The sequence below is a fragment of the Rhodococcus sp. NPDC059969 genome, from assembly GCF_042738325.1.
Lineage (GTDB): Bacteria > Actinomycetota > Actinomycetes > Mycobacteriales > Mycobacteriaceae > Rhodococcus_F.
Genome location: NZ_JBHWUF010000011.1, coordinates 104,592 through 119,147 on the forward strand (window position 1 = coordinate 104,592; position 14,556 = coordinate 119,147).

At 64.4% G+C, this 14,556-nt stretch carries 14 protein-coding genes; 11 read left to right on the plus strand and 3 right to left on the minus strand.

Annotated features, from left to right (window positions below):
* The first annotated feature begins 11 nt into the window (after positions 1-11).
* Complete coding sequence (locus ACFWAD_RS24980) at positions 12-998, plus strand: pirin family protein (protein ID WP_378548683.1); 987 nt, start codon at positions 12-14, stop codon at positions 996-998.
* A gap of 40 nt (positions 999-1,038) precedes the next feature.
* Here the strand turns inward: ACFWAD_RS24980 and ACFWAD_RS24985 are convergent, their stop codons facing one another.
* The 3 genes from ACFWAD_RS24985 to ACFWAD_RS24995 are packed head-to-tail and all read right to left on the minus strand — an operon-like array spanning position 1,039 to position 3,268.
* Entirely contained in the window at positions 1,039-1,566 is a 528-nt protein-coding gene (locus ACFWAD_RS24985; RefSeq protein ID WP_378548686.1) for a gamma carbonic anhydrase family protein, read from the minus strand.
* 44 nt (positions 1,567-1,610) lie between these two features.
* Positions 1,611-2,471: a DMT family transporter gene (locus ACFWAD_RS24990; protein ID WP_378548689.1), complete on the minus strand. Its 861-nt coding sequence runs from the start codon at positions 2,469-2,471 to the stop codon at positions 1,611-1,613.
* Entirely contained in the window at positions 2,468-3,268 is an 801-nt protein-coding gene (locus ACFWAD_RS24995; protein WP_378548692.1) for a crotonase/enoyl-CoA hydratase family protein, read from the minus strand. The genes ACFWAD_RS24990 and ACFWAD_RS24995 overlap by 4 nt, the downstream gene beginning before the upstream one ends.
* A gap of 125 nt (positions 3,269-3,393) precedes the next feature.
* On the opposite strand from ACFWAD_RS24995, the gene ACFWAD_RS25000 reads away from it, so the two are divergent.
* Genes ACFWAD_RS25000 through ACFWAD_RS25045 form a run of 10 tightly spaced genes read left to right on the plus strand, consistent with a single transcriptional unit; the run spans position 3,394 to position 14,432 of the window.
* Entirely contained in the window at positions 3,394-4,215 is an 822-nt protein-coding gene (locus ACFWAD_RS25000) for a TIGR03084 family metal-binding protein (protein WP_378548695.1), read from the plus strand.
* Entirely contained in the window at positions 4,212-5,933 is a 1,722-nt protein-coding gene (locus ACFWAD_RS25005) for an acyclic terpene utilization AtuA family protein (RefSeq protein WP_378548698.1), read from the plus strand. Before ACFWAD_RS25000 ends, ACFWAD_RS25005 begins: the two co-directional genes overlap by 4 nt.
* Positions 5,930-7,078: an acyl-CoA dehydrogenase family protein gene (locus ACFWAD_RS25010; protein ID WP_378548701.1), complete on the plus strand. Its 1,149-nt coding sequence runs from the start codon at positions 5,930-5,932 to the stop codon at positions 7,076-7,078. The genes ACFWAD_RS25005 and ACFWAD_RS25010 overlap by 4 nt, the downstream gene beginning before the upstream one ends.
* A complete protein-coding gene (locus tag ACFWAD_RS25015) occupies positions 7,075-8,673 on the plus strand; it encodes an acyl-CoA carboxylase subunit beta (protein WP_378548704.1) in 1,599 nt (532 codons plus the stop codon). The genes ACFWAD_RS25010 and ACFWAD_RS25015 overlap by 4 nt, the downstream gene beginning before the upstream one ends.
* 8 nt (positions 8,674-8,681) lie before the next feature.
* A complete protein-coding gene (locus ACFWAD_RS25020; RefSeq protein WP_378548707.1) occupies positions 8,682-10,667 on the plus strand; it encodes an acetyl/propionyl/methylcrotonyl-CoA carboxylase subunit alpha in 1,986 nt (661 codons plus the stop codon).
* Complete coding sequence (locus ACFWAD_RS25025; protein ID WP_033236424.1) at positions 10,667-11,827, plus strand: acyl-CoA dehydrogenase family protein; 1,161 nt, start codon at positions 10,667-10,669, stop codon at positions 11,825-11,827. The genes ACFWAD_RS25020 and ACFWAD_RS25025 overlap by 1 nt, the downstream gene beginning before the upstream one ends.
* 24 nt (positions 11,828-11,851) lie before the next feature.
* Entirely contained in the window at positions 11,852-12,637 is a 786-nt protein-coding gene (locus ACFWAD_RS25030; protein WP_378548710.1) for an enoyl-CoA hydratase family protein, read from the plus strand.
* A gap of 42 nt (positions 12,638-12,679) precedes the next feature.
* A complete protein-coding gene (locus ACFWAD_RS25035; RefSeq protein WP_378447208.1) occupies positions 12,680-13,291 on the plus strand; it encodes a TetR/AcrR family transcriptional regulator in 612 nt (203 codons plus the stop codon).
* 50 nt (positions 13,292-13,341) lie between these two features.
* Entirely contained in the window at positions 13,342-13,890 is a 549-nt protein-coding gene (locus ACFWAD_RS25040; protein ID WP_378537685.1) for a DUF3558 domain-containing protein, read from the plus strand.
* Complete coding sequence (locus tag ACFWAD_RS25045; RefSeq protein WP_378548713.1) at positions 13,887-14,432, plus strand: DUF3558 domain-containing protein; 546 nt, start codon at positions 13,887-13,889, stop codon at positions 14,430-14,432. Before ACFWAD_RS25040 ends, ACFWAD_RS25045 begins: the two co-directional genes overlap by 4 nt.
* Positions 14,433-14,556: the final 124 nt, after the last annotated feature.

Sequence of the window (14,556 nt, forward strand, 5' to 3'; positions counted from 1 at the left end):
GGATGGACGATATGAGCAACCTCGAAGCGCAACCCGTCGAGCAGGAATGCGAAGGCCATCCGGTCGAGAGCGAGATTCAGATTCTCACCCCGCGCGACGTGCCGCTCGGCGGTCCGCGGGCAATGCGAGTACGACGCACCCTCCCACAACGCGAGCGTTCGTTGATCGGAGCGTGGTGTTTTGCCGATCACTACGGTCCGGATGACGTCGGCTCTGGTCCGGGCATGCATGTGCCGCCGCATCCGCACACTGGATTGCAAACGGTCAGTTGGCTGTTCACCGGAGAGATCGAGCACCGTGACAGCATCGGTTCCCATGCGATGGTGCGACCGGGTGAACTGAATTTGATGACGGCCGGGAGTGGGATCGCGCACTCCGAGGTGTCAACGCCGAACACCAAGGTTCTGCACGGGATGCAGTTGTGGGTGGCGCTTCCGGATGCGGCACGCGATACCGCACCCGCATTCGTTCACTACCGGCCCGAGCCGGTGACCACCGGCGGCGCCACGCTCAGTGTGTTCCTCGGTTCGCTCGCCGGTGACACATCTCCGGTGTCGACGTTCACCGAATTGTTGGGCGCCGAGGTGATTTTGGATCCTGGCGCCGAGATCGCCCTCGACGTCGATCGTTCACATGAGCACGGCGTAATCGTCGATCAAGGATCGGTAGTGCTACGCGGAACCACCGTCGGCTGGGCCGAGTTGGGTTATCAAGCAACGGGTTTCGGCAAACTGACATTGCGTAATCCGGGATCCGAACCGGCTCGACTGCTACTTCTCGGCGGTAAACCGTTGGGAGAGCATGTCATCATGTGGTGGAACTTCATGGGCCGCACCCACGAAGAGATCGTCGAGTATCGACGCAAGTGGCAGGCCGAGCTTGGCTCCGGATTCGACGGCAGCGTCCCGGACCAGCGTTTCGGCGTCGTGCCGGGATACGACGGTCCGGCGCTCCCGGCACCCGAGTTGCCGAACAGTACGTTGCGGCCCCGAGGCTAGTCGTTGCTCTTGCTGCTACCGGCCGCGAGCGTCGTCTCGATCAGGCCTGCTCGATGTCCTGGTGGGCCTTCGCGAGCATCAGGTAGCCGGCGCCGTTCGCGGTGATACCGGCCTTTTCGCCTTCGGAGAGTTCACGTTTGACCTTGGCGGGCACACCGGCCACCAGCGATCCGGGCGGGATCTGCATTCCCTGAGACACGACGGCACCGGCCGCGATCAGCGATCCCGAACCGATGTGCGCGCCGTTGAGCACCACGGCGCCCATGCCGACGAGCACGTCGTCTTCGACGGTGCACCCGTGCAGCACCGCGTTGTGGCCGACCGAGATTCGTTCGCCCAGTACCGCGGGGAACGTCGGGTCGGCGTGAACCGTGCAGTTGTCCTGAATATTGGTGTCAGCGCCGATGGAGATCGATTCGGCGTCGCCGCGCAGGACTGCGCCGTACCAGATGCTGGCGCCCGCAGCGATGGTCACCGCGCCGACAACGGTGGCGTTGGGTGCGATGAACGCGCTTTCGTCGATCTGCGGGGTGCGTCCGAGAACGGTGGCGATGATCGGGTTGGTCATGGTTCTCCTGTGCGTTGGAATGACGTGCTCTGACGGTACCTGGACTATTTCGGCGTGGACTTTCGATTCATGACAACAGTCCCGACGCCCGCGGTCACCACCAGTCCGATGGCGACGAGTGTGAAGGCGTCGAGCGATTGCCCGATCACGAGAACTCCGGCCAGTGCAGCCGCAGCGGGTTCGAGGGCGATGAGGACGGCAAAGACCTTCTTGGCGAGGGAGCGTAGCGCCCACATCTCCAGGCTGTAGGGGATGACGGACGAGAGGATCGCGACGGCCGCGCCGGCGGCGAGCATCTTCGGATCCAGCAGTTCGCTTCCGCCGGAGACGAGGCCGAACGGCAGGGTCAATACTGCCGCGACGATGCTTGCGCCGGCCAAACCGTCGGCGCTCGGGAGGGTCGCAGCGAGGTGGGAACCGGCCACGATGTAGCCGGCCCACGCAGCAGCGGCGATCAACGCGAACATCACCCCGACCGGGTCCAATCCGGATTCGCCGTGATCTCCCAACCCGAGCAGCAGCACTCCGCCGAAGGCGAGCAGCACCCACGCTCCGTCGGCCCATCGACGGGACAGCACTGCGGCCAGCGTCAACGGTCCGAGGAACTCGATGGTGACAGCGGTGCCGATGGGCACCGTGTCGAGGGCGAGGTAAAAGGCACCGTTCATGACGGCCAGCGCGATACCCAACGCGAAGATGCCTTTGCGCTGCCGGTTCGACCACCTGCTCCATCTCGGGCGGACGATGACGCCGAGGATGATCGCGGCGATCGTCAGTCGCAGCGTCGTCGCTCCGGCCGGCCCGATCTGTGAGAACAGCGTCGTCGCGAATGCCGCTCCGAATTGGAGCGAAAGTATCGAGGTGAGGACTGCACCGACCGGCAGTAGCTGACTGCCGGCCTTCATTCTCCGGTGAACTCAGGACTACGACGTTCGAGCATCGCGGCGACGGCTTCGTGGTGATCGCGAGTGTGATGCGCGATCGACTGCATGGCGGCGGAGAGTTCGAGCAGGCTCTCGAGGCTTTGGTGCTGGCCCTCACGGAGCAGTTTCTTGGTCATGCGGAGCACCTGCGGGGGATTGGCTGCTACTCGCGCTGCCAAGGCGTGCGCGGCGGAGAGCAATTCTTCGGGCGCGGTGACCTGCGAGATCAGCCCCCAGTCGAGTGCCTTGGTCGCGTCGATCGGTTCGCCGGTGAACGCCATCTCGGCGGCGCGGGCGTTGCCGATCGCGCGGGGGAGCAGCCAGGCTCCGCCGTCGCCGGGGATGAGTCCCACCTTGACGAAGCTCTCGGCGAAGACCGCCGCCGTCGACGCGATGCGGAGGTCGCACATGAGCGAGAGGTCGCAGCCCGCTCCGATGGCGGGGCCGTTGACGGCTGCGATGGTCGGCACCTCACACGTGTACAGAGCGAGGGGAATGCGCTGGATCCCGTGCCGGTAGCCCTGGCGGATCTCGCCGGGAGCGCCACCGAACATGCCTTCCTTGTCTCGCATGTGTTTGACGTTGCCGCCGGAGGAGAAGGCCGACCCGGCTCCGGTGAGGATCACCGCGCGCACACTCTGATCTCGGTTTACTGCGGTGACCGCGTCTTCGAGGGCCTCGATCATGTCGATCTCGGAGATCGCGTTGCGGGTGTCCGGGCGATTGAGGGTCCAGGTGACCACGTCGCCGGTTCGTGAGATGAGTACGGCGTCGCTCATGGGTGCTCCTGTTTGATCGATGGTGCAGGGTCGGTGATCGGTTCCGCTCAGTCTCTCACCACAGGATTTCGCAATAACAATCATTCGTGCTTGATTTTTATAACCTCGAGTGTGATGCTGGTCGCATGGCCGAACTTCAGACGTTCATCGATGACTTGCGGGCCGAAGGCGAGAGCCTCGACGCCCTGGTTGCAGATCTGCCCGAGGAGAAGTGGGCGACATTGACGCCCGCGGAAGGGTGGACCATCGCCCATCAGATCGGGCACCTGCACTGGACGGACAGTGCAGCAATCCTGGCGATCACCGACCCGGACGGGTTCGCGGAGCAGTTGAAGGCGGCGTTCGTGAATCCGGCGGGGTTCGTCGACGACGGTGCTGCCGAGCAGGCCGCCCGGCCGCCCGCAGAGTTGCTCGCCGATTGGCGGGCGGGGCGCTCTGCTCTCGTCGAGGCGCTCACCGCTGCCCCGGCCGGCACCAAGTTCCCCTGGTACGGCCCGCCCATGGGCGGTGTCTCCATGGCAACTGCGCGGTTGATGGAGACGTGGGCACACGGACAGGACGTCGCCGACGCTCTTGGTGCCGAACGAGTTCCGACGTCGCGCATCAAGAACATCGCTCACCTGGGTGTCCGCACGCGGAACTTCGCGTACTCGGTCAACGAGAAGACGCCACCCGCCGAGGATTTCCGGGTTGAGTTGACGGCGCCCGACGGTTCGATCTGGACCTGGGGGCCGGAAGATGCGACGCAGAAGGTGACGGGGCCGGCGTTGGACTTCTGCTTGCTGGTCACTCAGCGCGCCAACCGCGCCGATCTCGATCTGGTCGCCGACGGCGGCGACGCGGACGAGTGGCTCGGGTTCGCGCAGGCATTTGCGGGGCCCAGCGGCGAGGGACGAGCGGCCATCGGATCCAGCGGTGAGGGACGAGAATCGAAGGTGGACAAATGAGTTCGGTGCGGATCGGCAACTGTTCCGGTTTCTACGGCGACCGCGTCTCGGCGATGCGCGAGATGCTCGAGGGCGGCGAACTCGACTACCTGACCGGCGACTACCTTGCCGAACTGACGATGTTGATCCTCGGCCGCGACCGGATGAAGGACCCGTCGCTCGGCTATGCGAAGACGTTCCTGCGGCAGGTGGAGGACACCCTCGGCCTTGCGCTCGACAAGGGCGTGAAGATCGTCGCGAACGCCGGCGGCCTCAACCCGGCCGGACTGGCCGACGCGCTGCGCGAGGTCAACGCCAAGCTGGGTTTGAAGGCGAAGATCGCTCACGTCGAGGGTGACGATCTGGTCTCCCGCGCCGACGAACTCGGACTCGGCTCACCGCTGACGGCCAACGCGTACCTCGGCGCCTGGGGCATCGTCGAAGCATTGTCGGCCGACGCCGATGTCGTGGTCACCGGACGTGTCACCGACGCTTCGGTGATCGTCGGTCCGGCCGCCCATCACTTCGGTTGGAAGCGAGATGATTTCGATCAGCTGGCCGGTGCTGTCGCGGCGGGTCACGTCATCGAGTGTGGCACCCAGGCCACCGGCGGCAACTACGCGTTCTTCACCGAGATTCCCAATCTGGGTCGCCCTGGCTTCCCGATCGCCGAGATCAACGCGGACGGCTCGTCCGTCATCACCAAGCATGTCGGAACGGATGGCGAGGTGAGCGTCGGCACCGTGACGGCGCAGCTGTTGTACGAGATCACGGGCGGACGCTACGCGGGCCCGGACGTGACCACTCGCATCGACAACGCGGTGCTTACCCAGGAAGGTCCGGATCGGGTGCTGATCAGCGGCGTCACAGGCGAGGCTCCGCCGCCGCAGTACAAGGTCTCGCTGAACACACTGGCCGGGTTCCGCAACGAGGCCACGTTCATCCTCACCGGTCTCGACATCGAGGCCAAAGCGGATCTGGCAAAGGGGCAACTCGAATCCTGGCTGACGAAGAAGCCGGCCGAACTGGTCTGGACCCTCGCTCGCACGGATCATCCGGATTCCGATACCGAAGAAACTGCGAGTGCGTTGCTGCGCTGCGTGGTTCGCGATTCCGATCCCAAAGTTATCGGTCGACCTTTCTCCGCGGTTGCGGTGGAAATGGCACTTGCCAGCTACCCCGGCTTCTCGCTGACGGCTCCGCCGAGCAACGGCCAACCGTACGGGGTGTTCACCCCCGGCTACGTCGACGCGGGATCGGTGCCTCACGTCGCCGTGCTTCCCGACGGCACTCGTGTGGACATCGCTCCGTCGACGCTGACGCAGGACCTCGAACCTGTCGACGAACCCGAGCGTCCGGAGCCCTTGCCGCCTCAGTCTTCGCTCTCGGTGCCGCTCGGCACGATCGCCGGCGCTCGAAGCGGCGACAAGGGTGGAAACGCCAATGTAGGCGTCTGGGTTCGCACGGACGATCAGTGGAAGTGGTTGGCGCACACACTCACCGTCGAAAAGCTCAAGGAGCTACTGCCCGAAGCGGCAGAGTTGACCGTCACTCGCTACCAGCTTCCGCACCTTCGTGCCGTCAACTTCGTGATCGAGGGAATCCTCGGTCAGGGTGTGGCCTCGCAGGCGCGGTTCGATCCGCAAGCCAAGGGAATTGGCGAATGGTTGCGCTCGCGCCACATCGACATCCCGATTTCGCTACTCCCCGCAACTGACGAGAAAGAGGATTCACGGTGACCGTGTGGACCACACCGGAAAGGCTTGCGCTTCGCGAGACCGTACGCGGATTCGTGAACCAGGAGATTTTGCCGCACCTGACGCAGTGGGAGCGTGACGGTGAGATCCCGCGCGAATTGCACCGCAAGGCAGGCGCTCTGGGTCTGCTCGGGGCCAGTGCTCCCGAATCTGCAGGCGGTGAAGGCGGTGACGCCGTCGACTCCATCGTGATCTGTGAGGAGATGCATCAGGCCGGTGCGTCTGGCGGGTTGTTCGCATCGCTCTTCACCTGCGGTATCGCCGTGCCGCACCTGATTGCGGCCGGCGACGAGGCGCAGATCGAGAAGTGGGTCAAGCCGACGCTGCGCGGGGAGAAGATCGGCTCGCTCGCCATCACCGAACCGGGCGGTGGCAGCGACGTCGGACACCTGACAACCACAGCCAAGCGCGACGGCGACCATTACGTCGTCAACGGCGCCAAGACGTTCATCACCTCCGGGGTTCGCGCCGACTTCGTCGTCACCGCGGTGCGCACCGGCGGCTCCGGAGCCGGTGGTGTCTCACTGCTCGTGATCGATAAGGGCACACCGGGATTCACGGTGTCACGCAAGCTCGAGAAGATGGGGTGGCGCGCGTCCGATACCGCGGAACTGTCCTTTGTCGACGCAAGGGTTCCCGTGGAGAATCTGGTCGGGGCAGAGAACAGCGGCTTCGCGCAGATCGCGCAGGCATTCGTCTCCGAGCGTGTCGCCCTCGCCGCGCAGGCGTATGCCAGCGCAGAGCGATGCCTGGAATTGACCCTCGAATGGTGCCGTGCCCGTGAGACGTTCGGCCGCCCACTGATCAGCCGCCAGGCTGTGCAGAACACCGTCACCGAGATGGCCCGCAAGATCGATGTGGCCAAGGTGTACACGCACTCGGTGATCGAGCGATACATGGCCGGTGACGGAGATCTGATCGCCGAGGTGTGCTTCGCCAAGAACACGGCCGTCGAAACCGGTGAATGGGTTGCCAACCAAGCGGTTCAGCTGTTCGGTGGCCTCGGCTACATGCAGGAAAGTGAAGTGGAGAGGCAGTACCGGGACATGCGAATTCTGGGAATCGGTGGCGGTACCACCGAAATCCTCACCGGCCTCGCAGCCAAGCGATTGGGGTATCAGTCATGAGTGTCATCCGGTCCACACTGGACACCAATTCCGAGGTGTACAAGACCGCAACCTCGACCATGAACACCAAGTTAGCCGAGATCGAGGTCGAGCACGCCAAGGCGCTGGCGGGCGGCGGTGAGAAGTACACCGAGCGGCACCACAAGCGGGGAAAGCTCTTGGCGCGTGAACGGATCGAACTTCTCCTCGATCAGGATTCACCGTTCCTCGAGGTGTGCCCCCTCGCCGCCTGGGGAAGCGATTTCCCGGTCGGCGCCAGCACCGTGGTCGGTATCGGCGTCGTCGAAGGCGTCGAATGCCTGATCGTCGCCAACGATCCCACCGTGCGCGGCGGCACCAGCAACCCATGGACGCTTCGTAAGGGTTTCCGCGCCAACGACATCGCCATGCAGAACCGCCTGCCGGTGATCTCCCTGGTCGAGTCCGGCGGCGCAGATTTGCCGACGCAGAAGGAGGTGTTCATCCCGGGTGGGCGTATGTTCCGCGACCTCACGCAGCTCTCCGCCGCCGGAATCCCCACCATCGCACTGGTCTTCGGCAACTCGACGGCCGGCGGCGCGTACATCCCCGGCATGTCCGACCACGTCGTGATGATCAAGGAACGCTCCAAGGTGTTTCTCGCGGGCCCGCCGCTGGTCAAGATGGCCACTGGTGAGGAATCCGACGACGAGGCACTCGGCGGCGCCGAAATGCACGCGCGCAAGTCCGGACTGGCCGACTACTTCGCCGCCGACGAGCAGGACGCGATCCGCATCGGGCGCTCGATCGTCAAGCGACTCAACTGGACCAAGAAGGGGCCGGCGCCTCGCGCCGAGATCATCGAACCGCTCGAGGATCCGGAAGAGTTGCTCGGCATCGTTCCCGCCGACCTGAAGATCCCTTTCGATCCGCGTGAGGTCATCGCTCGCATCGTCGACGGTTCCGACTTCGACGAGTTCAAGCCCCTCTACGGGTCGTCTCTCGTGACCGGCTGGGCGGAGCTGAACGGCTACCAGATCGGCATTCTGGCGAACGCCCGTGGAGTTCTCTTCAGTGAGGAATCCCAGAAGGCAACACAGTTCATCCAGCTGGCCAACCGCTCCAACACGCCGTTGCTGTTCCTGCACAACACCACCGGATACATGGTGGGCAAGGAATACGAGGAGGGCGGCATGATCAAGCACGGATCGATGATGATCAATGCGGTTGCCAACTCCAAGGTTCCGCACATCTCCATCCTGCTCGGAGCGTCGTACGGCGCTGGTCACTACGGCATGTGCGGGCGCGCGTTCGATCCGCGATTCCTCTTCGCCTGGCCCAGTTCCAAGTCCGCCGTCATGGGTGGTGCGCAGCTCGCCGGCGTCATCTCCATCGTGGGACGTGCTGCCGCCGAGGCACGTGGCCAGGTCTTCGACGAGCAAGCCGATGCGGGCATGCGCGCGATGATCGAGAACCAGATCGAGGCCGAGTCACTTCCGATGTTCTTGTCCGGGCGTCTCTACGACGACGGCGTCATCGATCCCCGAGACACCCGCACCGTGGTGGGAATGTGCCTGTCGGCCATTGCCACCGCCCCGATCGAAGGCACCGAGAACTTCGGCGTCTTCCGTATGTGAGGCACGCCGTGACAATCACTTCAGTACTGGTCGCCAATCGTGGCGAAATCGCCCGCCGTGTCTTTGCGACCTGCCGCAAGAACGGAATCGGCACGGTCGCGGTGTTTTCCGACGCAGATGCCGACAGCCCCCACGTCGCCGAAGCCGACGCCTCGGTTCGGCTGCCGGGTAACACACCTGCCGAGACGTACCTGCGGGGTGAGCTCATCATCGCCGCCGCCAAGGCTTCGGGCGCTGACGCGATTCATCCCGGCTATGGATTCCTCTCCGAGAACGCGGAGTTCGCGCGCAGCGTCATCGACGCGGGACTGACGTGGATCGGCCCGCCCGTCGAATCCATCGAGCTCATGGGATCGAAGGTCGAGTCCAAGAAGATCATGGACGCCGCCGGAGTTCCGGTGCTTTCCGAACTCGATCCCGCCGCGGTGACCGAAGCTCATCTGCCGGTGCTCATCAAGGCGTCGGCCGGCGGCGGTGGACGCGGAATGCGTGTCGTTCGTGAATTGTCCGCGCTGGACGGCGAACTGGAAGCGGCGCGGCGTGAGGCGCAGTCCGCCTTCGGTGACCCGACGGTCTTCTGCGAGCGCTACCTCGAGACCGGTCGGCACATCGAGGTTCAGGTCATGGCCGACCGACACGGCGGCGTGTGGGCGGTGGGGGAGCGCGAGTGCTCGATCCAGCGTCGGCACCAGAAGGTCGTCGAAGAGGCACCGTCGCCGCTCGTGCAACGCATCCCGGCGATGCGCGACAAGCTTTTCGACGCCTCGAGGCTCGCCGCCAATGCCATCGGCTACGAAGGTGCAGGAACCGTCGAGTTCCTCGCCGACGAAAAGGGCGACTTCTTCTTCCTCGAGATGAACACCCGTTTGCAGGTGGAGCACCCGGTCACCGAGTGCACCACCGGACTCGATCTGGTGGAGCTGCAATTGCAGGTCGCTTCGGGTGACGTGCTCCCAGGCGAGCAGCCGCAGATCCGTGGGCATTCCATCGAGGTGCGCCTGTACGCCGAAGATCCCGCGAAGAACTGGCAGCCGCAGAGCGGTACCGTTCACCACATCGAGTTGCCCGGTGACGTGGCAGAATTCAGTGTTCTGCGTGAGCAGGGTGTTCGCCTCGATTCGGGTGTCATCGACGGCAGTGTCGTCGGCGTCCATTACGACCCGATGCTGGCCAAGGTCATCTCCTACGCGCCGACGCGATCGGCAGCTGCGCGCCTGCTCGCATCGACGCTGGCGCGCACCAGGATTCACGGCTTGCGCACCAACCGCGACCTGCTCGTCAACGTCTTGGCCCACCCGGCCTTTATTGCCGGAGATACCGACACGGCCTTCTTCGAGACTCACGACCTCGAGAAGCTGTCAACGCCTCTGGCCGACACCGACGCCGAAAGGATCTCGGCGCTGGCGGCGGCACTTGCCGATGCCGCGCACAACCGGGCGTCGGCCCGCGTCATCGGCCGCTTGCCCAGCGGGTGGCGCAACCTCCCGTCGCAGCCGCAGAGCAAGAGTTACACCACTGCGTCGGGCGACTACGACGTCCGGTACTCCCTGAGTCGAAGTGGTGTGCTGAGTGCAGAAGGCTTCGACGACGTGAGCCTGGTCTCGGCAACTGCGACCCGGGTAGTGCTCGAGCAGAGCGGAGTTCGGCGTTCGTTCGACGTGGCTGCCTACGGGAGTGAGATTTTTGTCGACTCCTCGCTCGGACCCGTCGCGTTGACGGCAGCACCGCGCTTCGTGGATCCGTCGGCTGAAGTCGCTGCCGGTTCGTTGCTCGCTCCGATGCCGGGATCGGTTATCCGCCTCGGCGCCGCTCTCGGTGACACCGTCACCGCCGGCCAGCCGATTCTGTGGCTCGAGGCCATGAAGATGGAACACACCGTCACCGCGCCGACTGCCGGTGTCCTGGTGGAACTTCCGGTCGCAGTCGGCCAGCAGGTCGAGGTCGGATCGGTACTCGCACGTGTGGAAGAACCCGCTACAGAAGAGGAAGCATGATGAGTTTCATCGAAACCGAAGAGCAGAAGGAACTGCGGGCATCCGTTTCCAAACTGGGTGAGCGCTTCAACTACGTCGACTACGTGCTGCCCAAAGCGCGCAAGGGCGAGCCGCTCACCGAATTGTGGAACGAGGCAGGCAAACTCGGATTCCTGGGAGTCAACCTGCCGGAGGAATACGGCGGCGGCGGTGCCGGCATTTACGAACTCGCGCTGGTGCAGGAGGAATTGGCAGCGCAGGGTGCCGGTCTGCTCCTGGTTGTCGTCTCGCCGGCCATCTGCGGCACCATCATCGGCAAGTACGGCACTGCGGAGCAGAAGCAGCAGTGGCTACCCAGCCTCGCCGACGGCTCCAAGATCATGGCGTTCGGAATCACCGAGGCCGACGCAGGTTCCAACTCGCATCAGATCACGACGACTGCTCGTCGCGACGGCGAAGACTGGATCCTGAGCGGCAACAAGATCTACATCTCGGGCGTCGATCAAGCTGACGCGGTCCTCATCGTTGCGCGCACCGAGGATTCCAAGACCGGCAAGCTCAAGCCCGCTCTGTTCATCGTCCCCACGGATTCCCCCGGATTCGTGAAGACGCAGATGGAGATGGACATCATCGAACCGGACCACCAGTTCATCTTGTTCCTCGACGACGTGCGCCTGCCTGCCGACGCTCTGGTCGGCGAAGCTGATGCAGCTTTGATGCAGTTGTTCGCCGGCCTCAATCCGGAGCGCATTCTGGGTGCGTCGATGGCGATCGGTATGGGCCGTTACGCCCTCAACGCTGCGGTGAAGTTCGCGAACGAGCGAACGGTGTGGAAGACGCCGATCGGTGCGCACCAGGGTATTTCGCATCCTCTCGCGCAGGTGAAGATCGAGCTCGAACTCGCCAAGCTGATGATGCAGAAGGCCGCGGTGCTCTACGACAGCGGTGACGATTTCGGTGCTGCCGAGGCCGCGAACATGGCGAAGTACGCGGCCGCCGAGGCCAGCATCAAGGCACTCGATCAGGCGATCCAGACGCACGGTGGTGCTGGTTTGACGAAGGAATACGGACTGGCTGCCATGCTCGGCGCGGCACGTATCGCCCGCGTTGCCCCGGTCAGTCGCGAGATGATCCTCAACTTCGTTTCGCAGCATTCCCTCGGTCTGCCGCGGTCTTACTAGACGGTCCTACTGAAGAGGAGACTCATGACGGATCAGGACAAGCCATACGTGCGGTACGAAGTATCGGGCGGTGCTGCCACGATCACTCTCGACTCACCCCACAACCGCAACGCGATTTCGACGCGGTTGGTCACGGAGTTGCAGGCGGGGTTGACGTCGGCTGCGGCCGATCCAGCGGTTCGGGCGGTAGTGCTCACCCACACCGGTGGAACATTCTGTGCGGGAGCCGATCTCAGTGAGGCTTCGGGATCGTCCGCGTCACCGGAGGAAGCCGTCAAGGAGCGCGGCCGGGGGATGCTGACGCTCTTGCGCAGCATTCTCGAGCTTCCCAAGCCGGTGATCGGGCGCATCGACGGTCACGTCCGGGCCGGAGGCATGGGTCTTGTCGGGGCGTGCGACATCGTCGTCGCCGGACCGGCGAGCACCTTCGCGGTGACGGAATCACGATTGGGTTTGGCTGCATCCATCATTTCGCTCACGGTCCTGCCGAGGCTCGACCAGCGATCTGCGAGCCGCTATCTGCTCACCGGCGAGAAGTTCGGCCAGCACGAGGCCGAATCCATCGGACTCGTCACCTCCGCGTCGCAGGACACGGAGGAGTCGATCACCGAACTGCTCGGCACCTTGCGCCAATGTTCACCGCAGGGACTTGCCGAATCGAAGTGGATCACGACGCGTTCGGTCCTGGCCGGATTCGACCGGGACGGCGAGGAGATGATCGCGCAGTCGGCTCGGCTGTTTTCCTCTGACGAGGCTCGTGAGGGCATGATGTCTTTCTTGCAGAAGCGTCCAGCAGTCTGGGCGCAGTAGAACTGCGCACTGGACCACAGCGGTAGAAAGGATGGCGGCGCGATGACTCGAGAGCCCAAGCAGGACCGAAGTCGAGTCACGCGCTCCCACCTGCTCGAAGTGACGGTGGAGTGTCTCGCCGAACTCGGATGGAGCGCAACGACGATGAGCGTCGTCGCGCAGCGTGCCGGGGTGTCCAGAGGTGCGATGCAGCACCACTTCCCGACTCGTGAGGACCTCATCACCGCGGCGCTCGAGGTGATGTTCGACGCCCGGATGGATCAGGCGCGAAAGGAATCGACCGACCTTCCGGTGGGTGCCGGACGAACCGAAGCAATCATTTCGCGGCTGGTCGAGTACTACACCGGGACCCTCTTCAAGGCAGCACTGCAGGTGTGGACGGCCGCCGCCTCCGACCCCGACCTGCGTGCCCGCGTCCTGCCTCTCGAGGAACGGTTCGGGCGCATCGCGCACCGCATGGCCGTTGAGAGTCTGGGTGTCGACGACTCCGATCCGGTGACGCATCGCCTGGTACAGGCGACACTGGACCTCGCCCGAGGGCTAGGGTTGGCAGACGTACTCACCGACGACTCGCGCCGGCGCACCGAGGTGGTCAAACAGTGGGCGGCGCAATTGGATTCCACGCTGGTTCGGGTACCGGTCACGACCCCCTGAATCGGTAGCGGGGCGTGTGTCGGGGGCCACCGAGAAGTACAGTCGGCTCCATGGCCGCGCGCACTCTCACTTCGATCGGGACTTCGGTATTGGTCTCGGCTGCCGTGCTCTCGGCGGTGGTCGGCTGCAGCTCCGACGACGGGTCCGCCGACCGGCCGGGCGACGGCGCCAGTTCGCCGGCCCTCGCACCCACCGATCCCGGTCCGATGTTCGCCGAATGCGGCTCGGTGACCGACGAAGAAGTTGTCAACGCCTTCAATCTCGGCACTTTTGCGACGACGACGCGCAACGGCGTCGGTTGCCAGTGGGAGGTCGCCGGTTCGAATGGCCCGAGCGTAAGTTTCTCCTGGTACCGCGGAAGCCCGATCGGCCGCGAAAGGGCAGGGTCCGACCTTCTCGGACGTCCCGCCGACGACATCACGATCGGTGGTCACCAGGGCTTCATCGCGTCCACGGCGGGTTCGTTGTGCGAGTTGGGTATCGCGTTCGGCGGAGACTTCGTGCACTGGTCGATCACCTACGGCTTGCTGCCTCCGACCGCTGATCCGTGCACGGTTGCACGGGATCTGATGGAAAAAACAGTTTCGAGGGCACAGTGAGGTTCGAAGGCACACTGAAGAGCGCAAGGATCGGACTCGCCCTGGCGGGGTCGATTGTTCTACTCACGGGCTGCGGCTCGGTGGTCACCGGGACTCCCCGCGCGGAGGGCAGCTACCGCGGTAGTGACAGCCAGGAATTCGCGAACGTCCTCCAAGAATGCGAAGCGGTCACCGACGAGCAGATCGCCGGCGCCGTGGGTGCCGACGCCGTCGGGCGTGGGTTCTTCGGCGCTATCTGCCGCTGGGACGGCATCGGGGCCGCGGGTCCGATCAAGATCACCTTCAACTGGTTCGAGACGGGCACTCTCGATCACGAGCGCGCTGCTTTCGAACACCTGGGATACGTGGTGGCGAAGATCGACATCAACGGCAGTAGCGGGTTCCAGGTTCGCCAGCCGGCCGATCCGCAGAGTTGCGGGGTGAGCGCGAGCGCACCGGCCGGGGGAGTGTTCGGGTGGTGGGTCACCGAGCCGCAAGGCGGAGCGGATCCGTGCGAGGCGGCGGCGAAGCTCGGCGGGTTGACGTTGAACCGCAGCATCTGATCGCGACAGGTCCGGCTGCGTGGTTCGAGTATGCGACCAGAGTGTCTGGTCAGAGCATGAGGTCACTATCACCGTGGCCTCGCTTTGACCTTGTGGCGCGCCGACAGGTATCGTTATGGGTCGT